The following is a 23,861-nucleotide window of genomic DNA, read 5'->3' as shown; positions in this document are numbered from 1 at the left end:
TACGAGAATTCGGGTGCGCATGGCACTGACCCTCCCCCCGCCGTGCACCGAGTGTCAAGTGGGTGGGACGGAGGTCTCACTATTTGAGCGCAATGGCGGATGCACGAGCGATTCCGGACCCACCGGACCGCCCTGCCGGGCCGGCAGACCGCTGCCGGTGAGCACCACCGCGCGGCCCTTGCCCGCCAGGTCCGGTACCGGGTACTGGGCGTGCGTCAGGGACCGCCGCAGCCGGTGTTCGTCGAGCGGCCCGGAGAAGGCCGTGCCCATGCCGTGCGTACAGCCCATGGAGCGCAGGGCGAGGACCTGTTCGGGCAGATCGATGCCGTCCGCGACGGACTGCATGCCCAGGTCACCGGCGATCCGCAGCAGCCCTGCGGTGATCTTGTGCAGCCGGGCGGACTCCACCACACCGTCCACCAGCCCGCGGTCCAGCCGCAGTACGTCGACCGGGAGCCGGCGCAGCGCGCTGATGGCGGCGTACCCGCTGCCGAAGCCGTCGAGGGCGATCCGTACGCCCAGTCGGCGCAGCGCGATCAGCCGGCGCTCCAGGTCGTCCAGCGGGAGGCGGGGGTCGCTCTCGGACAGTTCCACCACGAGCGCGCGCGAGGGGAGGTTGTGCCGGGTGAGCAGCGACTCGACGCCCTTGGGGGACAGCGCGTGGTCCAGCAGCCGGCGGGCGGAGAGCCGGACCGCGACCGGCACCGGATAGCCCGCCCGGTGGCGCGCCGCGGCCTGCTCGACGGCCTCCTCCAGCTGCCAGCGGTCCAGCTCCGCGGCGCGGTCGCCGTCATCGGTGAACCGGCCGCGGTCGCCGACCCGCAGGAATTCGGCCGGGGTGAAGAGAATCCCCTGGGCGGAGCGCCAGCGGGCGTGTGCCGCGACCGCGGTGATCTGTCCGGTGGCCAGCTCCACGACGGGCTGGTGCAGCAGCGCGAAGGCGCCGTCACTCAGGGCCGTACGGAGCTTGCCGACGAGCTCGGCGCGGTGCGCGACCTCGTCCTGCATCTGAGGTGCGTACAGCTCCACCCGGCCCTTGCCGGCCTGCTTGGCGCGGTACATCGCGAGGTCGGCGTTGCGCAGCAGGCCCGCGGGGCTCACCCCGGGCTCGGCGAAAGCGACGCCGATGCTGGCCGCCACCCGCACCTCCCGGCCGTCGATGCGATACGGCTCGGAGAGCTTGATGCGCAGCCGGTCGGCGATCTCGTGGATACGGAACTCGCGGGCGGCGAGGTCGCGCGTGCCGTCGCCGGTGATCAGCGCGGCGAACTCGTCGCCGCCCAGCCGTGCCGCTATGTCGCCGGAGCGCACCGAGTCGCCGAGCCGCCGGGCGGCCTGGATCAGCAGTTCGTCGCCCGCCTGATGGCCGATGGTGTCATTGACCTGCTTGAAGCCGTCGAGGTCGATATAGAGCACTGCGGTGTCGTGGTCGCTGGCCCGGCGGCCGGTGACGGCCTGGGTGACGCGTTCGGTGAACAGCGCGCGGTTGGGCAGGTCGGTGAGCGCGTCGTGCGAGGCGTTGTGCTGGAGCTGGGCCTGGAGGCGGACGCGTTCGGTGACATCGCGGGAGTTGAAGATCAACCCGCCGTGGTGGCGGTTGACCGTGGATTCGACGTTCAGCCAGCCGTCACCGCCGGAGCGCCGCTCACCCGCGCGGAAGCGGCACTCGATACGGGTGGTCGGTTCGTCCTCGGGGGCCGCGGCGAGGAATCTGCGGACCTCGTGCACCACGCGGCCCAGGTCCTCGGGGTGGATCAGCGAGGCCAGCTCGGAGCCGACCAGTTCTTCGGCGTCACGGCCGTAGACACCGGCGGCGGCCGGGCTCACATAGCGCAGCACACCGGTCGGGGCGGCGATCATAATGACATCGCTGGAGCCCTGCACCAGGGAGCGGAAGTGGTTCTCCTTCTGCGCCAGCTCCTGGGTGAGGGTGATGTTGTCGAGCAGCATGATGCCCTGGCGGACGACCAGTGCGAGGACGACCGTGCAGCCGGTGAAGAGCACCACGCGGTCGATGCGCCGCCCGTCCAGGACGTTGGTGAGGATGCCCAGCGTGCAGACGGCGGCGGCGAGATACGGGGTCAGTGCGGCGAGCGAGCCCGCGATGGGGCGGCTGCCGTGCGGCTGGACCCGGCGGGCGGCGGGCTTGAGGTCCTCCTCGGTGCTCTCCTCCCCCGCGCGGCGGGCGACCCAGGGCGCGTAGGCGAGCAGCATCGAGCCGGCGAACCATCCGGCGTCCAGGATCTGGCCGGAGCGGTAGTGCTCGCGCAGCAGCGGGGAGCTGAACAGGGCGTCGCACAGCACCGTCAACGCCAGTGCCGCGACCGCGGTGTTGATGGCCGAGCGGTGCACCGAGGAGCGCCGGAAGTGCAGTGCGAGCACCATGCTCACCAGCACGATGTCCAGCAGCGGGTAGGCCAGCGAGAGGGCGCTCTGGGCCACGCTGCGGCCCTGGAAGTGGGCGGTGTGCGCGAGCGCGAGGCTCCATGAGAGAGTGACCAGCGATCCGGCGATCAGCCAGGAGTCGAGACCCAGACAGACCCAACCGGCCCTGGTCACCGGCCTCTTGGCGAGCACCAGCAGGCCGACGATGGCCGGCGGCGCGAAGAGCAGGAAGCAGAAGTCGGCCAGGCAGGGGCTGGGTACCGCGACCCCTTTGATGACCTCGTACCAGCCCCATACGCCGTTGCCGAGGCCGGCCATCCCGGAGGACGCGGCGAACAGCATCCAGGCCGGGCGGAACCGGCTGCGGCGCTTGCGGGCGTACAGCCCGCAGGAGACGGCGGCCAGAAATGCCGCGAAGCTGAGGCCGAAGTCCCCCATGAACGCGGCGACTTCGGGCGATCCCCAGCCGAACGCGGCGCCGACGGCATAGCCGCCGCAGACCACCGCCAGCACGATCTGCGGCGCGACACTCGGCGGGTTGCCGGCCGGCGCCGGCGACCTGGAGAGCATCGCCCCGGGGGCGCTCACCGGACTCTCCCGCTCACCCGCACCGGGCGCCGCCGCGAGCGATGCTCCTGGGGGCCGCGCAGTATTCCCGCGGGCGCTCGTGGATCGTGCTTCTCGCCACTCGTCCATCGGCCGTACATCGCCCGTCGCCCCCCTCGAGTCCCGGATCGTTCGCACGCGCCGCGTCGTTCCCGGCGTCGTCCCCGCTCGGACGATACACCAGTTCCGTCACTCAGGGACATAGCGTCTCTACGGAGCGTGACTACGAGCGAATGGCGAACACTCCTTGCAGTCGTACGGCCTCGTAGCGCTACGCGCAAGCGCTTTCATTCGGCGGTGGCGACCACGTTCCGCAGGGGCTCGCCGGCCGCGAAGAGCGTCAACTGGTCCCGGATCAGCCGCTTCGCACGGGGCAGGAAGGCAGAGCTGGGGCCACCGACGTGTGGAGTGATGAGTACGCCGGGAGCGTGCCACAGCGGATGTCCGGTGGGCAGGGGTTCCGGGTCGGTGACATCGAGCGCCGCGTACAGCCGTCCGGATTCCAGCTCGGCGAGCAGTGCCTTGGTGTCGACGACGCCGCCGCGCGCGACGTTCACCAGCAGTGCGCCGTCCTTCATCTGCGCCAGGAAACCGCTTCCCACCAGGCCACGCGTGGCGTCGGTGAGCGGAGTCGCGAGCACGACGACGTCCGCTTCGGGCAGATGGGCGGACAGGTCGGAGAGTGGATGCACAGGACCGCGCACTGTGTCACGGGCGGTGCGTGCGATGCGCACGACCCGCGCACACTCGAAAGGTGTGAGCCGGTCTTCGATGGCACTGCCGATCGAACCATAGCCCACAATGAGGACCGACTTGTCGGCCAGCGCCGGCCGGAGGTCCGGCCGCCACTCCCCCGCGTCCTGGGCCCGGACGAAGCCCGGGATGCCGCGTAGCGCCGCGAGGGTCAGGGTGAGCGCCAGCTCCGCGGTGCTGGCGTCGTGCAGCCCGCGGGCGTTGCACAGCCGGGCACCGGACGGCATGTCGGACAGCCCCGGGAGCATGTTCTCGGTGCCGGCGGTGAGCGTCTGCACCACCCGTACCCGGCTCATCCGGGGCAGCGGGCGCAGCAGGATCTCCGCGCTCTTCATGTAGGGGACGGCGTAGAAGACACAGCGGGCGGGGTCGGCCGGATAGTCGGGGCCGGCGTCCCAGTGGACGTAGTGGAGCCCGTCGGGGAGTCCCTCGATCTCGTCGGGCGGGATCGGGAGCCATACGTCGTGCGGGTCGGTGTGCTGGTCCGCTGTTGCCATGCCCCGAGGCTATGCGAAGAGACGTTCTGTTCAGACGTTAGTTTGGTCAGGCCCTTGACCGGGGGCGAGGGGACGGAGGCACAACCAGGTGGAGCGCAGGACAATCGGTGCGGCGGCCCTTGACGTGGGGGCCATCGGGCTCGGCTGTATGCCGATGAGCTGGGGGTACACCGAGTCGCAGCGCAGCTTGGACAGCTCGCTGCGGGCCGTGCACACCGCGCTGGACCGGGGGTGCAGCCTGCTGGACACCGCCGACATGTACGGCCCGTTCACCAATGAGCTGCTGGTGGGGCGGGTGCTCAAGGAACGGCGGGCGGACGCCTTCGTGTCGACCAAGTGCGGGCTGCTGGTGGGTGAGCAGCACATCGTCGCCAATGGGCGGCCCGGATACGTCAAGCGGGCCTGTGATGCCTCGCTGCGCCGGCTTCAGACCGACCGTATCGATCTCTACCAGCTGCACCGTCCCGATCCCGAGGTGCCCATCGAGGAGACCTGGGGGGCGATGGCGGAGCTGGTGGCCGCCGGGAAGGTGCGGTCGCTGGGGCTGTGCGCGGTGGGCGCGCGGGCGGTCCGGCCGGCCCGCGCGGCCCGTACGGAGCGGCGGCCGGGCGGGCGGGCGCGTCCCCGGTCCCGGATGCACGACGGGACGCTGGCCCAACTGGAGCGGATCCAGCAGGTGTTCCCGGTCAGCAGTGTGCAGGCCGAGCTGTCGGTGTGGTCGCCGGAGCCGCTGGAGGCGCTGCTGCCGTGGTGCGAGTCGCGGGGCGTGGGCTTCCTGGCGGCGATGCCGCTGGGGAACGGCTATCTGACCGGCACCCTCACCCCGGGGCAGGGCTTCGAACCGGAGGACCTACGGGCCCGCCACCCCCGCTTCACCGCCGAGATGATGGCCGCGAACCAGCCGGTGGTGGCCGGGCTGCGGCGGATCGGTGCCCGCTACGGGGCGACGCCGGGGCAGGTGGCGCTGGCGTGGACGCTGGCGCAGGGCCGGCATGTCGTCCCGGTGCCGGGGACGAAGAAGGAGCGCTGGGCGGCGCAGAACGCCAAGGCCGTGGAGCTGACGCTCACCCGCGAGGATCTGGCGGAGATCGCCGCGCTGCCGCCGGCGCGCGGGTCCTGGTATTAGGCCAGGCCCGCCCGGCCCGCTCGCGGCCCTGCCGTCCGCGCCGGATCATGGCAGGTGGGAGTGGCTCCGGAGCGTGTGAGGCGCGGCGCCGCAGCGCGCGATGTGGTGTTCTTGTCCACGCCCTGCCGACGAGAGGACCCTGCCGTGCAACGCCGTTCCCAGACCGCCGTGTTGGCCGCCGCTTCGCTGCTCCTGGCAGCGGGCTGCTCGTCCGGCGGCGCACAGCCCGAGGGCGGTGGCGGCTCCTCGGCGGCCCCGTCGAAGAGCGCCGCCGCGCCGGGCGCCACACCGGAGTCCACCGCACCGCCCGCCAAGGGCTCGGTGAAGGTGACCCGCACCCTGGCGACCGGGCTGACGTCACCGTGGGGGGTGGCGGTGCTGCCGGGCGGGGATCTGCTGGTCGCCTCCCGTGACACCGGGAAGATCGTCCGGATCGCGGCGGACAGCGGCAAGAAGACCGAGCTGGGGTCGGTGCCGGGTGTGGACCCGGGGGGCGAGGGCGGGCTGCTGGGGATCGCGGTGTCCTCGGCGTTCGGCGCGGACCACCAGGTGTACGCGTACTTCACCACCGCGTCCGACAACCGCATCGCCCGCATGAACTACGACGAGAAGCGCCCGCCGGGCAATCAGCTGGGCGCGCCCGACACCCTCTTCAAGGGCATCCCCAAGGGGCAGATCCACAACGGCGGGCGGATCGCGTTCGGCCCGGACAAGATGCTCTACGCGGGCACCGGCGAGACCGGCGACAAGGGGCTCGCGCAGGACAAGGACTCCCCGGCCGGCAAGATCCTGCGGATGACGCCGGACGGCGAGCCGGCGCACGGCAACCCCGAGGCGGATTCGGTGGTGTACGACTACGGCCACCGCAATGTGCAGGGGCTGGCCTGGGACAACGGCAAGCGGCTGTGGGCCTCGGAGTTCGGGCAGGACACCTGGGACGAGCTCAATCTCATCGAGCCGGGCAAGAACTACGGCTGGCCGGAGGTCGAGGGCAAGGCCAAGGGCGGGTCGAAGGGCGCCGGATTCGTGAATCCGGTCGAGCAGTGGAAGACCGCGGACGCCTCGCCCAGCGGTATCGCCTTCGCCAAGGGCTCGGTCTGGATGGCGTCGCTGCGCGGCGAACGGCTGTGGCGGATCCCGCTGGACGGGACGAAGCCGGTGGCCGCTCCGCAGGCCTTCCTGAAGGGCACCTACGGACGGCTGCGGACCGTCGTGGCGGCCGGCGACGGCACGTTGTGGCTGGTCACCAGCAACACGGACGGACGGGGCACCCCGCACAAGGGCGATGACCGGATTCTCCGCCTCAAGGTGAGCTGATCCGGCAGATCCCCTTTTCGGGTGTCCTGCCTAGACTCGGGGGCAGGGGACGGGTGCGCGCACACCGAAGAGGGGGCAGGGCACCATGTTCAACATCGCGGAAGAACTGTTCGCACCAGGGCGCAAAAACACCGACGAGGAGCGGCAGCGGATGTCGCTCGTCGTCGATGACGTGGGCGACGCCGACCCCGGCAAGGGCCCGATCGATCTCGCCTCGGGCACCGTCGTCGTCCGGACGGCGCCACCGCGGCAGGACCGGGACGCCGAGCCGTCCCGGGGCGTGTCCCAGCCGCGTGCCGGCTCGCCGCACGTGTCCCAGCCGGACGCCGGACAGCCGAACGGGTCCTAGCCTGCTGCCGGTTCGCCGAAGAGGCGCAGGCGGTGCGCCACCGCGCCCGCCTCGCCCCGGCCGGAGACGCCCAGCTTGGCGAGGATGTTGGAGACATGGACGCTGGCGGTCTTCGGGGAGATGAACAGGGCGTCGGCTATCTGACGGTTGCTGCGGCCGTCGGCTACCAGGCGCAGCACCTCGCGTTCGCGCGGGGTCAGGCCGAGGGATTCGGCGGGGGCGGCGACTGCGGGTGCCTCAGCGGTGGAGCGGGTGCCGCCGGCGGCGGTCCCGGCCGTGGAGTCCGGTATGAGGCCCGGCAGCGGGACACGGGCCCGCTGGGCGAGGAGTTCGAGTTCGTCGGCGAGCGGGCGGGCGCCCATCGTGACGGCGGCGGTGTGCGCCTGGGTGAGCAGGAGGACGGCGGCCTCACGCGGGGTACGGCCGTGCAGTCCGGCGGTGGCCCGCTCGCTGCCGTGGAGGAGTGATTCGGCCCAGCGGTAGCAGGCACGGGCGAGTTCGTGCGGGCGCTCCAGGGGCTCGAAAGCGGCGACGGCCCCGGCCCAGGCGTCGGGGGTCTCGCGGCCCTCGGCACGACGGAGTTCGGCGTCGACCGCGTGGCCGTACGCCGACCAGACCGGGCAGAGCTGGGGCAGCCGCTTGGCGGCGTCCCGGATGCGGGCGAGGATCGCGGGCCGGCCGGGCTCGGCGGCGGGCAGTCCGCGGGCATCCGCCTCGGCGGTGGTGGCCGACCACAGCAGCGGCCAGGCGTAGCGGTGGGTGCCGGGCGGGAAGCCGGCGTCCAGGGTCTGCTGGAGGATGCTGCGGGCGTCGAGGAGGCGGCCCTGGCGGGCGGCGATGCGCAGTGCGTGCCGCGCCATGACGAGGGCGTGCTGCGGCTGGGGGTCGTGGGTGCCGTAGTACTCCTGGGCGACGGCCAGTTCGCGTTCGGCCTCGGCGAGGTCTCCTTCGTCCAGCGCGAGGTCGGTGCGGCGGCTGGCGGCCAGCGCGATGGCGCGGGGGTTCTGCGCGAGGCGGCGGGCGTCGGCGGCGGCCCGGCCGGCCTCCTCCCAGCGGCCCAGCGACTGAAGGGATTCGGCGCGGTTGCCCAGCACCCAGCTGGTGGTGTCCTTGAGGCCGTAGCGGGTGGTGAGTTCGACGCCCTGGTCGGTGGCCTCGACCGCTTCCCGGGAGCGGCCGACGCCTTCCAGCGCGGAGGCGAGGTTGATCTGGCCGCGGCCGATGACGGCGAAGTAGCCGCGGTCGACGGCGCGCTCCAGGCTCGTACGGAACTCGGCGATGCCCTCGTCGACGGCGCCGGCGTCGACCCGCAGCCCCGCCAGGGTCAGCCGGGAGTTGAGCTCGGCCTCCTCGTCGCCGACCAACTGGGCGAGCTCCACCGCCCGTTCGGCCGTCGCGAAGGTGCCCGGGCCCGGTTCGTGCAGGATCTCCCAGGTGGCGACGGCGGCCAGCACCTCGGCGTGCACGGAGGACGGCGGCAGGCCGCGGACCAGCTCCTGTGCGGTGCCGAGATCCTCCCAGCCGTTGCCGCGGCCGGTGCTCTGGCAGAGGCGGGAGCGCTGTACCAGGAACCACGCCGTGCGCAGGGGGTCGGTCTCGCTGCGCAGTGAGCGCAGGGCGCGCTTGGTGATCGTGAAGGCCCGTTCGATGTCGCCGGACAGCCGGGCGGCCACCGCGATCTCGGCGAGCAGGTCGAGGAAGCGCAGGGCGTCGCCGTCATGGCAGCCGCAGGCCGGATACGCCTCGGCGTAGTCGACCGGGCGCACCCCCTGGCGGACCTCCGGGGGCGCGTCGTCCCACAGCTCCAGGGCGCGGTCCAGCAGCCGCAGTTGCTCGGCGTAGGCATGGCGGCGGCGGGCCTGGACGGAGGCGGCGAGGACGGCGGGCAGGGCCTTGGCGGCGTCATGGGCCTTGTACCAGTAGCTGGCCAGCCGGGCGGCGCAGACCTCGGCGCGGACCAGGGAGGGGCTGGCCTCCAGGGCTTCGGCGTAGAGGCGGTTGAGGCGGGTGCGCTCGCCGGGCAGCAGATCGTCGACGACCGCCTCGCGGGCGAGGGCGTGCCGGAAGCGGTAGCCCGTGCCGTCCTGGGTGGGCACGAGGGTGTTGCTGCCGACGGCCGCCCGCAGCGCCTCGATGAGGTCGTCCTCGGGCATCCGGCAGACGGCGGAGAGGAGTTCGTGTTCGACGGTGGAGCCGCCCTCGGCGGCCGTGCGCACCACCCGCTGGGCGTCCTCGGGCAGCGCCTCGACGCGGACCAGCAGCAGATCGCGCAGGGGGTCGCTGAGGCCGTGCAGAGCGCCCTCGGCGAGGCCGCGGGCCAGCTCCTCGACGAAGAAGGCGTTGCCCTCGGAGCGCTTGTAGACCCGGTCGACGGTGTCCTCTCCGGGGTCGCTGCCGTTGATCCCGGCGATCTGGGAGCGGACCTCCTCGCGGTTGAAGCGGGCCAGTTCGACGCGCCGGACCGTGCGCATCCGGTCGATCTCGGCGAGGAACGGGCGCAGGGGGTGGCGGCGGTGGATGTCGTCCGAGCGGTAGGTGGCCACCAGGAGGACATTGGCGTCGTGCAGCGTCCTCAGGAGGTAGGCGAGCAGTTCGCGGGTGGAGCGGTCGGCCCAGTGGAGGTCCTCGATGACGAGGACGAGGGTGCGGTCGGTGGCGAGCCGCTCCAGGAGGCGGGCGGTCAGCTCGAAGAGGCGGGCGCGGCCGATCTCCTCGTCATGGGCCTCGCCGGGGGTTTCCCCCAATTCGGGCAGGATGCGGGAGAGTTCGCCCTCCTGGCCGGCGACGGCGGCGGCCAGTTCGTCGCGCAGATGCCAGTTGAGGGTGTGCAGGATCGCCGAGAACGGGGCGAAGGGCAGGCCCTCGGAGCCGATCTCGATGCAGCCGCCGCACGCGACGAGCGCGCCCCGGGCCCGCGCGGACTCGGCGAACTCCTCGATGAGACGCGTCTTTCCGACCCCTGCCTCACCTCCGATCAGCAGGGCCTGGGGTTCGCCGGACACCGCGATGCGGTCGAGCGCGTCCCCCAACGCGGCGAGTTCGGCCGCTCGGCCGACGAACACGGGACTGACGGACCTGGTCTCCACGCCGCTGAGCATCGCACAGGGGTCTGACAATCCGGCAGGGGGTTTCGCTGCGCGGAATGCGTGACCCGGTACGCGGAACGCCCGGCCCGGTGCGGCGAGCACCTGGGGCCGGACGTGCGGCGGCCGGGCCGGCCGCGGGGCCGGCGTGGCGGAGGGCACGGGGGCCGTGCGGTCAGGCGGTGGCACGGCGGATCCGTGCCCACCGGCCCCGGGTACTCACCCGCCCCCCGGGTTCGTCGGCCCCGGAGCGGGCGGCGCCGCGGCGTCCGGCACGCGCGGCCCCGGTCGCCTCGCGCTGCATGCGCTGCCGGTCGGCCTCGCGGCGCAGCTCTTCGTAGCGGACCCGCAACTCCAGCTCGGAGTGGAACATGGTGTCTCCCCTGATGGTGGTGAGGTGATGCCCCCGACGGTTCATCGAGTGGCTCCAGCCTCGCCTCCCAGGGGGGTCCGCCACATCGGGAGAGTTCCCGATCTACGTGCCCGGCCGGCCCTTAGGAAGCGGTACCGGCGGGCGGGGGGATACCTAGGGACGGCGTCCGGAGGCGTAGGGACGGGGCCCGGAGGCCGTAGAGCCCCCGGATTCCCGCCGTAAGCACCGTCAGTCGGCGCAGGGCGGCCCCTGGTTCTTCTCCTTCCCCGCCTGCTGGCTGTACGCGCCGCAGGCGACCACCGCCGTGGGTTCGCCGTCCGACTGCCTGAGGATCACCAGTGTCTTGTTCACCGGAGGACCGCTGCTGAACTCGGAGAACCGGATGAAGCCGGTGGCACCGTCGAAGCTGATGCCGTTCTTCAGCGCGGTCACCACGGACTCCCGGCGCACGCCATTGCCCGTATGTGCCTCGTCCACCGCCCTGGAGAGGACATGGAAGGCGTCGTAGGAGACCGCGGAGTGGCCGTCCTGCCGCCACGGGTCCCGCGGGTAGTTCCCGTTGTAGAGGCGGACGAACTGCTGGGTCTTCTGGCTGGCGCGCTTGTCCCCTTCGGGCAGCCGGTGCGCGGAGTGGTACAGACGCAGCCACGGCTTGTCGGCGAACTGGCCGGTGAGCGCCACATTCGTCAGCTCATTGCCGCCGAGGACGGTGAGGCCCTTCTCGGTGCAGGTCCCGTTGGCGTCCATGGCGCGGACGAAGGCGGTGAAGTCCCGGGCCCGCGCGGTCCAGAAGACGGCGGTGTCCGGCTCGGCCTGGAGGGCCTGGCACACCTGGCCGACCAGCTGGTCCGCCGTGGTCGACTTCTGGGTGCCCGGGGGCGTGGGGAAGGGCTGCGCTCCCTGACGGAAGCTGATGACGGTCTTGTCGCCCCGGAAGGACTGGTGGAACTTGTCGGCGAGGCTCTCGCTGTAGAGGTCGCCGGGGGTCCGTACGATCACCGTGTTCCGGGCGGGAGCGCATTCCATCGGCGCATCCGGCTCGGCCTGCCCGGCCTTCACCACGATGTGGGAGCGGGCGGCGAATGCGGCCTCGACACGGGCCTCCTCGCTGTTGTCCGGGGTGAAGGGCCAGTAGTTCTCGCTCCGTTGCATCTCGTCGGCGGTCGCGGTCGTGCCGACCATCGGCATCCCCGCCCCGCCCAGCAGCGCCACGGCCTCCTGCGTCTCCTTGGTGCTCTGCGCGAAGCCCAGGACGCCGACGATCTTCTCGTACTCCTCTCCGGAGTCCTCCCGCTCGACTTCCTGGATGAGGTCACGCACGGCGGGGACGACCTTGTGGAAGCCTGCGCCGACCGGCCGTACCTCCACCCGCAGCGGTACCCGGGAGGAGTCCGAGGCGGCATCGTCGATCAGCTGCTGCTGCCACAGGGCCACCCCGCGCAGCTCGGGGATCGAGCCGTCGAAGATGGTGTCCTCCGCGTCCGTCGGCGGGTCCGATTCGAAGAGGACGACCGTGCGCACCGCCCGGTCCTTGGCGTACTTCTCGGCCTGCCCGTTCTGCTTCTTGATCCGGCGCAGCACGTCCTGGTACCACTCCGTGGGCCTGACCTCGACCCTCTTGTTCTGACCGTCGGCGGCGACCGGCCGGTCCCCGCCGACGCACCGGGTGTCCGGCGGTGTGTCCCAGAGGCTGGGAGCGGTGGCGCCGCCCACCAGGACCGCGGTCAGCGCGGCCAGTTCCACCGCGGTCACGGCGCGCCAGCCCATCAGGAACTGCCGCGGCTGCACCGGGGGGATCTGTAACCCGGGGCGCTCGAAGGGTTCCTCCTCCAGTGGCACCACGACCGGCCGCGGATTGCTGGAGTGGAGCAGGCTGCTCGCCCGGCGGAGGTTGGTGCGTTCCACCCCCAGGTCCGACTGGAGGGACCCGGAGGGCCTGCCTACCGCGATGACCAGCGGGCCCGGCCCGTCCAGGCCGGCTTGCAGGGTGTGGAACGCGCGCAGCAGCCGTTCCGCCGCGTCGGCCCCCGGGGCGCCCTCCGGCGGGATTTCCACCAGCAGTGCGGGGCGTGCCACCCGGCGGCGGCGCTTGGGCAGCAGCCGCCCGACGGCGGGCTTCCGCAGATCCTCCAGCAGGGCGCGCAGCAGCAGGACTTCGAGGGCGGCGAGCCCCTCCTTGTGCCGGGGGTGGTCGGGTTCCAGGCTCAGCCGGGGCGACTGGCGGGCGCCCACCTGGTCGAGGAGTTCGAACACCGGCGCCGCGCCGGCGGTCGCATTGAGGTGCTTGCCGAGCCAGCCGCTCCGCTTGGACCTGATGAGCCGCCGGTTCTGCCGGAGGGTCCAGATCCACCGGGGCAGCGTCCGGGTCAGGGAGTGCCACACGAGGCCGACGAAGAAGGCCCGCACCCCGCCGATCGGTGCGGTGTCCGTGCCGCCCATGTGCCATAACAGGCCGGGGAAGCCGCCCCGTTCGGCCCGCTGCCGGTAGACATGGTCGCGCAACTTCCGTGCCCCGAGGCCGCCGGTGCCCGGACGGCCTTCCTGTATCTGGGCGACGACGTCCGCCATCAGCCAGAAGTTGGGGAGCCGGTCGGGTGCCGAGCGCCGGGGGATGTCGAATCCGAGTCCCGCCCCCGCCTGCACGCTCAGGAGAGGCGTCTCGTCCTCGGCGTACAGCACGGTGTGGGGAACCCGCTTGTGTTCGGGACCGAGAGCCCAGCGCAGGGCTTCCAGGACCCGGTGGGTGTGGGACTCCGGGGCATCCGCCGGGGTGCAGAGGATGAGCAGGGGCGGTTTGTTCTCCAGGAGCTCCCGACGGGCGGGGTTCACGGCGGTGCGGTACTCACGGATGAAGTGGTCCGCACCGGCATCGTCAGGAAAGGAGGAGGGTTCGACGGAGTTGTTCGCGGATCTCACCTCAAAGGTCTAACTAATGATCTACGCACGGTAGTTGTCCATGCTAGATGCGTGACCACGAGGGCTCAATCGACTTGCGGAATTTGTGGATGACGCGCGGCAGTCGCTGTGGACGACGCACGGCAGCCGCTGCCGATGCGCCGGGAGCGGACCCGGCGGGGCCACCGCGCCCCCCACCAACGCCGAAGACCCACCGGACGGACCGGTGGGTCTTCGACGGAGGTCGGTTGCGGTGCCCTACGGCGCGGCGGGTCCGCCGGGCGGGGCCTTGGGCACGGTCGGCATGCTGCCGAACAGGTCGAGGTACATGCCCGCGGAGATCAGGATCCCCAGCACGCCCAGGGCCAGTCCGCCGAAGGCGACGGCCCGCACCCAGGTGGCGCGGCTGCGGGTCAGCGCCACCGCGGCGGCGATCACGGCCAGGAGCGCGAAGACCCCGTTGACCATGGCGTTGGTGTGCCAGGAGGCGCCGTAGACGGCGGCGATCTGGTCGCTGGCCTTGCCCGACTGGAGCTTGATCTGGCCCATCAGGTTCGCCCGCTCGGCCATCGTCGTACCGAGCCAGGTGCCGGTGACGGACGCGAGGCCGAGCCCCGCGGCGACGACGGCACCGGCACCGGCGGCGATCCCGGTGGAGGCCACTACGGGCGCGGTGTCCGTGCCGTCGACGGGCTCGTCGGTGCCGTCGTCCGCGCCGAGGTCACTGGCCTCGTCCTGCGCGGCGAGGGCGGCGTTGTCATCGGCCTGCTCGTCGGCCTTGGCGGCGGCCTTGCCGGCCGCCTCGGCCTCGGTGGCCTCCGGAATCTCGGCGGTCTCCGTGGCGGTCTGCGCCGGCACGGTCTTCTCGTCGTCGGTTCGCTTCTCGGTCGTCCTGGTACCCATGGGCGCGACCGTAGGCGTCCCGTCTGAGAGTCGGATGAGAACCGCGGCGCCGAGCGCGCGGCGGACGGCGACACGCCGACCGCGGGGGCGGCGCCCGGAGGCGGCTCGGGGCCGGCCCGGGGCCGGTGGCTACACCCCCACCAGCGGTTTCTCCCCGTCCTGGGGGCCGGGCAGCCGCACCGCGCCCGGCTCCGGCGGCGGCTCGATGCTGATCCGGGGCAGCCACCGGTCGAGCCAGGACGGCAGCCACCAGTTGGCGCCGCCCAGCAGATGCATCAGGGCGGGCACCAGCAGCGTACGGAGTACGAAGGCGTCCAGGGCGACGGCGCCGGCCAGGCCGATGCCGAACATCGCGATGATCCGGTCGCCGCTGAGGATGAAGGCCCCGAAGACCGCGATCATGATGACCGCCGCCGAGTTGATCACGCGGCTGGTCTCGGCGAGGCCGACCCGTACCGCCCGGCGGTTGTCGTGCGTCAGCTGCCACTCCTCGTACATCCGGGAGACCAGGAACACCTGGTAGTCCATGGACAGGCCGAAGAGCACCGACACCATGATGACCGGCAGGAAGGGTTCGACCGGGCCGGCGCTGCCGAGTCCCAGCAGTTCGCTGCCCCAGCCCCATTGGAAGACCGCGACCACGATCCCGAAGGACGAGGCCACGGCGGCGACGTTCATCAGCGCGGCCTTGAGCGGGATGCCGATGCTGCGGAAGGCGAGCAGCAGCAGGACCGAGCCCAGCGCGATCACGACGCCGATGAAGAGCGGCAGCTTGCCGACGATGACGGACGCGAAGTCGTCGTAGCTCGCGGTGATCCCGCCGACCTGTACGCGCAGCGTGCTCGTGCCCCCGGCCTCCGGCAGCACCTCGGTCCGCAGACGTTCCACCAGGTCGGAGGTCTGCCGGGACTGCGGTGAGGTGGTGGGTACGACGGTGATCACGCCGGTGCTGTGGTTGCCGTCGAACGCGGGACGGCTGACCTGGGCGACGCCCGGGGTGTCCCGCAGCCGGTCCGGCAGGTCCGAGAACGCGACCCGGTCCTTGGCGCCGTCCAGGGTGCCGACGAGCGTCAGCGGCCCGTTGAAGCCGGGGCCGAAGCCGCTCCCGTGGCCGTCGCCCGCGAGCAGGTCGTACGCCTTGCGGGTGGTCGAGGTGGCCGGGTTGTTGCCCTGGTCGGAGCTGCCCAGATGGAGGCCGAAGGTCGGCAGTGCCAGGACGAGCATGACGGCCGCCGCGAGGGTGCCCAGCAGTTTGGGGTGCCGCTCGACGAAGCCGGACCAACGGGCGGCGATCCCGGTGGGCCGCTCGGGCCGCGGTCCGTGCTCGGCCAGCCGGCGCCGCTCGCGACGGCTCAGCGCCCGCATCCCGATCAGCCCGAGCAGCGCCGGCAGCAGGGTGATGGCGGCGGCCACGGTCAGGACGACGGTGAGCGAGGCGGCGAGCGCGACGCCGTTGAGGAAGCTCAGCCGCAGGATCAGCATGCCCAGCAGCGCGATACAGACCGTGGCACCGGCGAAGACGACCGCGCGCCCGGATACCGCGACGGCCCGGGTGGCGGCCTCCTCGACCGGCAGGCCCGCCCGCAGGCCCTTGCGGTGCCGGGTGACGATGAACAGCGCGTAGTCGATGCCGACGCCGAGCCCGATCAGCATGCCGAGCATCGGGGCGAAGTCGGCGACGGTCATGGCGTGGCTGAGCAGGGTGATACCGGCCGAGGCGGTGCCGACGGCAGCGAGCGCGGTGACGATCGGCAGGAAGGTGGCGGCGAGCGAGCCGAAGGCGAGGAAGAGCACCACGGCCGCGGCGCCCAGCCCGATGATCTCCGCCAGTTGGGCGCGCGGCGCCTCGGTCAGCGCGATCCCGGCGCCGCCCAGCTCGACCTGGAGGCCCCGGCCGGACGCCCGCTGCGCGGTGTCGACGACCTTCCGGACCTGGGCGGCGTTCAGTTCGTCGGTGGGCCGGTCGAAGATCACGGAAGCGTAGGCGGTGTGCCCGTCCCTGCTGATCTGCCGCGTGCCGTCGCCGCCCGCGCCGTGTTTGCCGTAGGGGCTCTGCACCTCGGAGACGCCGGGCAGCTGGGCGATCTCCTTCAGGGTGTGCCGCATCGTCTTCTCGACGGCGCCGGAGCGCACCGTTCCGGAGGCCGTGTGCCAGACGAGGGTGTCGCCGTCCCCGGAGCGGTCCGGGAAGGCCTTCGCCATACGGGCGCTCGCCTGCCCGGATTCGGTCCCCGGCACCTCGTAGTTGTTCGAGTACGCGGCCCCGGTCACCCCCGCCGCGACGGCGACCCCCGCGAAGGCGGCGAGCCAGAGCACGATCACCACGATGCGGCGCCGGAGACACCACCGAGCCAGAGCGGTCACGGACCTCGTCTGCTTCCCGGGTTGGGCGTCGATATCTCCCGGGGGCGGGCGGTGCCGAACGCGGATGTACGGGGACGGGGCAGGCCGTCGCACCCGCACAAGCGGAAGCGCTCGGTCCACCCCCGGGGCAGGATGTCAGCCGGAAAAGATCCTTTGACCTCTTTGTGGAATTCCCCACAAAGAGCCGGGAATAGGGAACTCCGTCCCGCCCCGGGCCCCGCCCCCGTATACCGCGTCTCAGCCGGTGACCGACTCCTTGCCGTTCTCGACATGCCCCATGAGCCGCCGGTGGAAGGACGGGTCCTCGGCGACCGTGAGGCGGAGGTCGTACCAGCCGTGCGCGGCCGCGGCGGGATACGCGACGGTGCGGCTGGCGCCGGCCTTCACCCGCACCGTGCGCGGCGCGCTGTCCGTATAGGCCAGCGGCGTGAGGGTGCAGGTCAGCTCGGTGCGGCCGGGGTTGGTGACGGTCAGATGGAGCTCCTGCCGCCCGGCGTCGATCCGCGTACTGATCGTGACGGCCGCGGCGGCGCCCTGCCCGGTCCCGGCGAACTCCCGCCGGAACCCGTTCGGCCCGGTCACCGTGAAGCGGTACACACCGTCCTTCACCGGCACCTCCCACCGCCCCTTCCCCCGTACGTCCCGGTGTTGCGGCGCATCGAATTCCTTCGCGTACGGATAGAGCGCCAGATGGACGGAGGCCCGGCCGGTATTACGGACGGCCATCCGGAAGACCGCCGCTCCCGGATCGAAGCCGCCGTCGGCGTCGGGCTGGTAGGGCAGCGCCCTGGCCGGCCGGACGCCGCGCTCCTGCTGCGGCAGCGCCTGCCGGACCGGCGGCTGCGGTGCCCAGCGCCCGCTGAACGCCGGGATCGCGCCGGGTTGCCGCACCGACGGCTGCCGCCGCCCACGGGAGAAGTCGAAGGCGGCGGTCAGATCGCCGCAGACGGTGCGCCGCCAGGCGCTGATGTTGGGCTCCTCGATCCCCGTCCAGCGCTCCAGGAAGCGGGTGATCGAGGTGTGGTCGAAGACCTGGGAGCAGGCGTGGCCGCCGACCGTCCACGGCGAGATGACGAGCATCGGCACCCGGATACCCAGACCGGTCGGCCGGCCGTCCCAGAATTCCCCGTCGGTCCCGGCGGGCGGTACCGGGGGCGGCACATGGTCGAAGAACCCGTCGTTCTCGTCATAGGTCAGGAAGAGCGCGGTGTGCCGCCAGACGTCCGGGTTCCGGCCGAGCGCGTCCAGCACCTGGTAGACGAGGGTGGCGCTCTCGACCGGTGAGGACGAACCGGGGTGCTCGGAATCGGCCGCGGACGGCACGAGGTACGACACCTCGGGCAGCCTGCCGCTCGCCACGTCCGCGGCGAACGCGGCCGCCAGGGTGTCCGGCTCGCCCCGCCGCAGCGCCCGCTCGAACAGACTCCGCTCCGCGCGGCTCAGCCCTTTGACGCCCTCCTCCAGGAGCCCCTTGAGCCGTGTGCGCCCGGCCTCGTCGGCGCCCGCCAGCGTCATGTAGAAGGCGGTCATGTTCCGCACCCCGTCCACCTTGGCCAGGGCCTTCTTCGCGACCGTCTTGAAGCGCGCGTAGAACTCCAGGTTGTTGTCGGTGAAGTTGTCCCACTCCTGATAGACGCGCCAACTGCGGCCGGCCTTCTCCAGCCGCTCGGCGTAGGTGGTCCAGGTGTAGCCGGGGTGGGTGTCCTCCTCGTAGGCGTCATTGCCCACCGCCCGCTTCCCGTTGGGCTCGTAGCCCGTCCAACCGCTCACCAGGTGGTTGCGGTTGGGGCTGGTCGAGGAGTGGATCGAGGAGTGGTACGCGTCGCAGACGGTGAAGGTGTCCGCGAGCTCGTAGTGCAGCGGGACGTCCTGCCGATCGTAGTGGGCCATGGTGGCCGCGGTCTTGGCGGTGACCCAGTTGTTCATCCAGCCGCCGTTCCACGCCCGTGCCCCGCCGTCCCAGCCGTGGTCCAGGGCGCCGATGTACTGCCGGTCCTTCTTCTGCGCGGCGGCCGCCTCGCGCACCGAGAAGGGCAGCACGGTCCCGGCGCCCAGCAGCCCCGGCTGCTCGTAGACGCTCCGGCCGCCGGGCAGCTCGATCGCGTTGCGGTCGGCATAGCCGCGCACCCCGCGCAGCATCCCGAAGTAGTGGTCGAAGGAGCGGTTCTCCTGCATCAGCACGATCACATGCCGGATGTCCGCGAGCCCCCCGCCGCGCGCCGGCCGCGCCGCGTCGTCCGCCAGCGCCTGCTGCAACGACGGTGGCAGCAGCGACCCGGCCATCGCCGCGCCCGCCGCGGCCGCTCCTACTCCCAGTACGCGTCTACGAGATACCTCCGGTGCCACGCCCGACCTCCCGGTTGTCCGTCCACGGCAGCCACAGACCCTTCAATGGTCCGCAATCAGCCCATTGAGATGGTGCGACCGGGACGTTAATGGACTCCCGTGACCGGCGATAGGCAACAGGGTGACAACTTCGGGAAACACGGCGTGCCGACCAAGGCCGCCGCCACCACGGGCTGCCGCCGGCCCGCGACGGCCGCCCGCCCCGGTCACCGTGGGCCGCTCCAGAAGTCCGGCCACCACTCACACCACACGATCTTGCCTGGAGCGCGCTCCCCCACCCCCCACTTGTCCGCGAGCGCGGACACCAGCAACAGCCCCCGCCCCCAGTCCGCTTCCGCCCCGCTGTCGTGCACCTCGACCCGCAGCAGCCCGTCCTCACCCAGCACCAGCCGCAGCCGGTACTCACGACCGGGCGGCACGCCGTGCAGCAGGGCATTGGTGGCCAGTTCACTGACGCACAGCAGCACCTCGTCCGCCCGTCGCTCCAGGTCCCATTCGACGAGCGCGGTACGGGCGAACTCCCTGGCCAGCGCCACGGATCGGCGCTCCCGCCGGTAGCACACCGTACGGGCACAGAGCGTCTGGATCTCCTTTTGCCTGGCGCCACTGTCACAGTGCGTAACTATTCTGGACCACAGTGTCAGGTCGTACAGATCCGCTGTACGACTTCTGGCTTGTCATGCCGTCACAGGGAGGGGAAGGCAGAGCGCATGCAACCGGCGAACAAACCGAAGAAAATCACGTCCTGGCATGTGATCGGCGCCCTACTGAGTCACTTCCGCAGGGCCGCCCACATCACCCAGCCCGAACTGGCCGAACGGGTCGGACTCCACGAGGACACCATCGGCTCCATCGAGCAGGGCCGCCGACCACTCAAGCTCGACCTGGCCGAGACGCTGGACGAAATCCTCGACACCAAGGGGGCGTTGGCGGTCGCGGTGGCAAAGGTCCCGGAGAGGGAGAAGCTGCCGGCGTTCGTTCAGGACTTGGTGGAGCATGAGGAGGCGGCGCTTACGTTTCTGTCGTACGAAAACCAGGTGGTGCCCGGTCTGTTGCAGACCGAGCCCTATGCGCAAGCCACCTTCGACTCCCTCTACCCGCCGCTCGACGAAGATGAGGTAGAGGTGTGGCTCTCGGGACGTCTCAGCCGACAGAAGCTGCTGGAGCGCAAAAAGCCTCAGCCCATGCTCAACTTCGTCCTGGAGGAGGTGGTGCTCCACCGGCCGATCGGCAGCCCGGAGATCCTGCGCGCCCAGCTCCGCCATCTCCGTGCGTGCGCCGAACTCCCCTTCTTAGGACTCCAGGTCATGCCGACGGCCCGTCGCACGCATGCCTCGCTGGACGGGCCGCTGGTCCTGCTGGAGACCCCCGACCACGAGTACCTCGCCTACATCGAGGCCCAACGGATCAGCTTCCTGGTCGACGACCCGGATAAGGTCAGCGTGTATCAACAGGCATATGGGATGCTGCGGTCGCAGGCCCTCACCCCTGAGGAGACGAAGAGCCTGCTGGACGACTTGCTAGGAGAGTCATGACCAGCACAGCAGCCCAGCGCTTCTCTCACGGACTGAACTGGTTCAAGTCCAGCTACAGCGGCAGTGCAGGCGGCAACTGCATCGAAGTGGCTTACGAATGGCGGAAGTCGAGCCACAGCGCCAGCGAAGGCGGCAACTGCGTCGAGGTCGCCTACGACTGGCACAAGTCCACCTACAGCGGTAGTGCGGGCGGCGACTGCCTTGAGGTAGCCACCTGCCCCCACGCAGTACACATCCGTGACTCCAAGAACCCCGGCGGCCCGATACTCACCCTGAGCGCCGCCGCCTGGTCCACATTCCTCACCTCGGTCACCAAGTGACCAGCGCGGAAGGGGACATGAAGCCCCGCACGCTGGGCGCACACGGCGGCCCGGCCGTCTCCCCCCTCGGCCTCGGCTGTATGGGGATGTCGACCTCGTACGGCGTCCCGGACGACGCCGAGTCGCTCCGCACCCTCGATCGCGCGGCCGAGCTCGGTGTCACCCTGCTCGACACCGCGGACGCCTACGGGCGCGGCGCCAACGAGGAGTTCCTCGGCCGCTGGCTGCACAGCCGTACGGCCTCGCTGCGGGACGGGCTCGTCATCGCGACCAAGTTCGGGCTGCGGCACGACGCCGCCACCGGGCGGGTGAACGCGGTCGACTCCTCCGCCGCCTGGGTGCGCGAGGCCTGTCACGCCTCGCTGCGCCGCCTCGGCACGGACCGTATCGACCTCTACTACCTGCACCGCCGCGACCCGGCCGTCCCCATCGAGGAGACGGTCGGCGCGATGGCGGAGCTGGTCGCCGACGGTGCCGTACGCAGCCTCGGCCTCAGCGAGGTCAGCCCGCAGACGCTGCGCCGGGCGCACGCCGTCCACCCCATCAGCGCCATACAGCTGGAGTACTCCCTCTTCACCCGCGAGGTCGTGGAGGGCGAGATGCTCGCGACCTGCCGGGAACTCGGCATCGGCATCGTGGCGTACTCACCGCTGGGGCGCGGCATGCTGACCGGCGCGCTCGCCGCACGGGACGAGCTGACCGCCGAGGACACCCGACGGCGGTGGCCGCGGTTCGCCGAGGAGAACATCGACCGCAATCTGCGCCTCGTCCGGGCCGTGCGCGCCGCCGCCGAGTCCATCGGCTGCACCCCGGCGCAGGCCGTCCTCGCCTGGCTGCTCGGCCAGGGCGAGGACATCGTGCCGATCCCCGGCACCAAGCGCCGTACCTACCTGGAGGAGAACACGGCGGCGGCCGGGATCAAGCTGAGCCCGGACCAGCTGGCCCTGCTCCGCACCACCGTGCCCGACGGCGCCGTGGCGGGGGAACGCTATCCGCTCGCCGCCCTGGAACGCCTGGGCCACTGAGCCGGGATCAGGAGGGGACGGCCTGCGGGCCGCGCCCGCCACCCACCCCGGGAAGGATCCCGAACAGTGTTGATCAGGAATGACTACCCGCGCCGTATCGCGCTGGGGACCAGCGGACTTGCGCTGCTGGTCACGGTGGCGGCCGTCGTCGGCGTCGCCAAAGGTGCGCCCCGCGTGGAGCTCCTCGTGACAGATCTGTTCCTGGTGTGTTGCGCCCTGCTGGCAGTCGTCGGGTGGCGCAAGGAGAGGGCGTGGATGACGTTCACCGCGTGTGCCGGGCTGCTGGTCGCGGCCTTCGGTGGTGGCTGGCTCTTCGCGGAGTGACGGCCGCCCGGTGAGGCGCCACACGGGGGCGGGCAGACAGACGTTCTCGCCCTGCTGAGCAGAAAGCGGCCGCCCTCCCCAAGAGTGATTCCTCGGGAAGGACGGCCGCTCACCGTCGTGCACAAGAAGTGGCGCGTCAGCCCTCGACGCCCAGCTTCTCCAGGATGAGCTCGCGGACGCGGGCCGCGTCCGCCTGGCCGCGGGTGGCCTTCATGACCGCGCCGACCAGGGCGCCGGCCGCGGCCACCTTGCCGCCGCGGATCTTGTCGGCGATGCCCGCGTTGGCTGCAATCGCCTCGTCGACAGCGGTGCCCAGGGCGCCTTCGTCGGAGACGACCTTCAGGCCGCGCTTCTCGACGACGGTGTCCGGGTCGCCCTCGCCGGCCAGCACACCCTCGATGGTCTGGCGGGCCAGCTTGTCGTTGAGGGAGCCGTCGGTCACCAGCGCGGTGACCCGGGCGACCTGCTCGGGGGTGATCGGCAGGGCGGCCAGCTCCACGGCGTCCTCGTTGGCGCGGCGGGCCAGTTCGCCCATCCACCACTTACGGGCCGAGGCGGAGTCCGCGCCGGCGTCGACGGTGGCGGTGATCAGGTCGACCGCGCCCGCGTTGAGGATCGACTGCATGTCGTGCTCGGAGATGCCCCACTCCTCGCGCAGCCGGTTGCGGCGGACCCGCGGCAGCTCGGGGAGCGTGGCCCGCAGTTCCTCGACCCACTCACGCGAGGGGGCCACCGGCACGAGGTCCGGCTCGGGGAAGTAGCGGTAGTCCTCGGCGTTGTCCTTGATGCGGCCGGCCGTCGTGGAGCCGTCCTCCTCGTGGAAGTGCCGGGTCTCCTGGATGATCGTGCCGCCGGACGAGAGCACCGCGGCGTGCCGCTGGATCTCGAAGCGGGCCGCACGCTCCACGGAACGCAGGGAGTTGACGTTCTTGGTCTCCGAACGCGTACCGAACGTCTCGGTGCCGTTGGGGCGCAGCGACAGGTTCACGTCGCAGCGCATCTGGCCCTGTTCCATCCGGGCCTCGGAGACGCCGAGCGCCTTGATGAGCTCGCGCAGCTCGGCGACGTACGCCTTGGCGACCTCGGGGGCCCGCTCGCCCGCGCCCTCGATGGGCTTGGTGACGATCTCGATGAGCGGGATGCCGGCGCGGTTGTAGTCCAGGAGGGAGTGCCGGGCACCCTGGATACGGCCGGTGGCACCACCGATGTGGGTGGACTTGCCGGTGTCCTCCTCCATGTGGGCGCGCTCGATGTGCACCCGGAAGATCTCCCCGTCCTCCAGCTGCACGTCGAGGTAGCCGTCGAAGGCGATCGGCTCGTCGTACTGGGAGGTCTGGAAGTTCTTCGGCATGTCCGGATAGAAGTAGTTCTTCCGGGCGAAGCGGCACCATTCGGCGATGGAGCAGTTCAGCGCCAGGCCGATCTTGATCGCGGACTCGACGCCGATCGCGTTGACGACGGGCAGCGAGCCGGGCATGCCCAGGCAGGTCGGGCAGGTCTGCGAGTTGGCGTCCGCGCCGAGAGCGGTGGAACAGCCGCAGAACATCTTGGTGTTGGTGCCGAGCTCGACATGGACCTCCAGGCCCATGACGGGGTCGTACGTCGCGAGGGCGTCCTCGTACGACACCAGGTCAGTGACAGTCACGGTGAAACTTTCCCT

The 23,861-nt window shown here is 71.5% G+C and carries 17 protein-coding genes; 7 read left to right on the top strand and 10 right to left on the bottom strand.

The window, feature by feature from the left end:
- Positions 1–54: 54 nt before the first annotated feature.
- Both CP981_RS27420 and CP981_RS27415 read right to left on the bottom strand, forming a co-directional pair.
- Positions 55–2,973, bottom strand: a complete 2,919-nt coding sequence (locus CP981_RS27420) for a putative bifunctional diguanylate cyclase/phosphodiesterase (protein WP_085925151.1) — start codon at positions 2,971–2,973, stop codon at positions 55–57.
- Between the two features lie 305 nt (positions 2,974–3,278).
- Positions 3,279–4,241: a 2-hydroxyacid dehydrogenase gene (locus CP981_RS27415; RefSeq protein ID WP_085925150.1), complete on the bottom strand. Its 963-nt coding sequence runs from the start codon at positions 4,239–4,241 to the stop codon at positions 3,279–3,281.
- Positions 4,242–4,329: 88 nt separating this feature from the next.
- On the opposite strand from CP981_RS27415, the gene CP981_RS27410 reads away from it, so the two are divergent.
- The 3 genes from CP981_RS27410 to CP981_RS27400 all read left to right on the top strand — a co-directional run bounded on the left by CP981_RS27410 (position 4,330) and on the right by CP981_RS27400 (position 7,033).
- Positions 4,330–5,367, top strand: coding sequence for an aldo/keto reductase (locus tag CP981_RS27410; RefSeq protein ID WP_190144882.1), 1,038 nt, complete (start codon positions 4,330–4,332; stop codon positions 5,365–5,367).
- A gap of 144 nt (positions 5,368–5,511) precedes the next feature.
- Positions 5,512–6,684, top strand: a complete 1,173-nt coding sequence (locus CP981_RS27405; protein ID WP_085925148.1) for a PQQ-dependent sugar dehydrogenase — start codon at positions 5,512–5,514, stop codon at positions 6,682–6,684.
- A gap of 85 nt (positions 6,685–6,769) precedes the next feature.
- Positions 6,770–7,033 carry a DUF6191 domain-containing protein gene (locus CP981_RS27400; RefSeq protein ID WP_085925147.1) on the top strand — a complete coding sequence of 88 codons (264 nt, stop codon included), beginning with the start codon at positions 6,770–6,772 and terminating at the stop codon, positions 7,031–7,033.
- Here CP981_RS27400 and CP981_RS27395 read toward each other — a convergent pair.
- The 7 genes from CP981_RS27395 to CP981_RS27365 all read right to left on the bottom strand — a co-directional run bounded on the left by CP981_RS27395 (position 7,030) and on the right by CP981_RS27365 (position 19,533).
- Positions 7,030–10,131 carry a helix-turn-helix transcriptional regulator gene (locus CP981_RS27395; protein ID WP_085925146.1) on the bottom strand — a complete coding sequence of 1,034 codons (3,102 nt, stop codon included), beginning with the start codon at positions 10,129–10,131 and terminating at the stop codon, positions 7,030–7,032. The two genes, CP981_RS27400 and CP981_RS27395, sit on opposite strands and share 4 nt — an antisense overlap.
- Before the next feature lie 160 nt (positions 10,132–10,291).
- A complete protein-coding gene (locus CP981_RS27390) occupies positions 10,292–10,534 on the bottom strand; it encodes a hypothetical protein (protein WP_244329806.1) in 243 nt (80 codons plus the stop codon).
- A gap of 183 nt (positions 10,535–10,717) precedes the next feature.
- Positions 10,718–13,405 (bottom strand): type 1 periplasmic-binding domain-containing protein, encoded by a 2,688-nt coding sequence (locus CP981_RS27385; RefSeq protein ID WP_085925144.1) that lies wholly within the window; start codon positions 13,403–13,405, stop codon positions 10,718–10,720.
- 237 nt (positions 13,406–13,642) lie between these two features.
- A complete protein-coding gene (locus CP981_RS27380; RefSeq protein WP_085925143.1) occupies positions 13,643–14,287 on the bottom strand; it encodes a hypothetical protein in 645 nt (214 codons plus the stop codon).
- Between the two features lie 129 nt (positions 14,288–14,416).
- Positions 14,417–16,651 carry an MMPL family transporter gene (locus tag CP981_RS27375; protein ID WP_085925142.1) on the bottom strand — a complete coding sequence of 745 codons (2,235 nt, stop codon included), beginning with the start codon at positions 16,649–16,651 and terminating at the stop codon, positions 14,417–14,419.
- A gap of 237 nt (positions 16,652–16,888) precedes the next feature.
- Positions 16,889–18,997 carry a phosphocholine-specific phospholipase C gene (locus CP981_RS27370; RefSeq protein ID WP_085925141.1) on the bottom strand — a complete coding sequence of 703 codons (2,109 nt, stop codon included), beginning with the start codon at positions 18,995–18,997 and terminating at the stop codon, positions 16,889–16,891.
- Positions 18,998–19,203: 206 nt separating this feature from the next.
- Positions 19,204–19,533 carry an ATP-binding protein gene (locus CP981_RS27365; protein ID WP_244329805.1) on the bottom strand — a complete coding sequence of 110 codons (330 nt, stop codon included), beginning with the start codon at positions 19,531–19,533 and terminating at the stop codon, positions 19,204–19,206.
- A gap of 174 nt (positions 19,534–19,707) precedes the next feature.
- Here CP981_RS27365 and CP981_RS27360 point away from each other — a divergent pair, with 174 nt between their 5' ends.
- The 4 genes from CP981_RS27360 to CP981_RS27345 all read left to right on the top strand — a co-directional run bounded on the left by CP981_RS27360 (position 19,708) and on the right by CP981_RS27345 (position 22,201).
- Positions 19,708–20,532, top strand: coding sequence for a helix-turn-helix domain-containing protein (locus CP981_RS27360; protein WP_085925139.1), 825 nt, complete (start codon positions 19,708–19,710; stop codon positions 20,530–20,532).
- Positions 20,529–20,852 (top strand): DUF397 domain-containing protein, encoded by a 324-nt coding sequence (locus CP981_RS27355; RefSeq protein ID WP_085925138.1) that lies wholly within the window; start codon positions 20,529–20,531, stop codon positions 20,850–20,852. Before CP981_RS27360 ends, CP981_RS27355 begins: the two co-directional genes overlap by 4 nt.
- 17 nt (positions 20,853–20,869) lie before the next feature.
- The gene (locus CP981_RS27350; protein ID WP_085925137.1) at positions 20,870–21,877 is read left to right on the top strand and encodes an aldo/keto reductase; all 1,008 of its coding nucleotides are present in this window, start codon (positions 20,870–20,872) and stop codon (positions 21,875–21,877) included.
- Between the two features lie 66 nt (positions 21,878–21,943).
- Positions 21,944–22,201: a hypothetical protein gene (locus tag CP981_RS27345; RefSeq protein ID WP_085925136.1), complete on the top strand. Its 258-nt coding sequence runs from the start codon at positions 21,944–21,946 to the stop codon at positions 22,199–22,201.
- Between the two features lie 136 nt (positions 22,202–22,337).
- On the opposite strand, the gene gatB is transcribed toward CP981_RS27345, so the two are convergent.
- Positions 22,338–23,846 (bottom strand): Asp-tRNA(Asn)/Glu-tRNA(Gln) amidotransferase subunit GatB, encoded by a 1,509-nt coding sequence (gatB, locus tag CP981_RS27340; protein WP_085925135.1) that lies wholly within the window; start codon positions 23,844–23,846, stop codon positions 22,338–22,340.
- Positions 23,847–23,861: the final 15 nt, after the last annotated feature.

It is taken from the genome of Streptomyces platensis (genome assembly GCF_008704855.1).
In the GTDB taxonomy this organism is placed as follows: domain Bacteria; phylum Actinomycetota; class Actinomycetes; order Streptomycetales; family Streptomycetaceae; genus Streptomyces; species Streptomyces platensis.
This window is presented reverse-complemented; position numbering and strand designations above follow the sequence as displayed.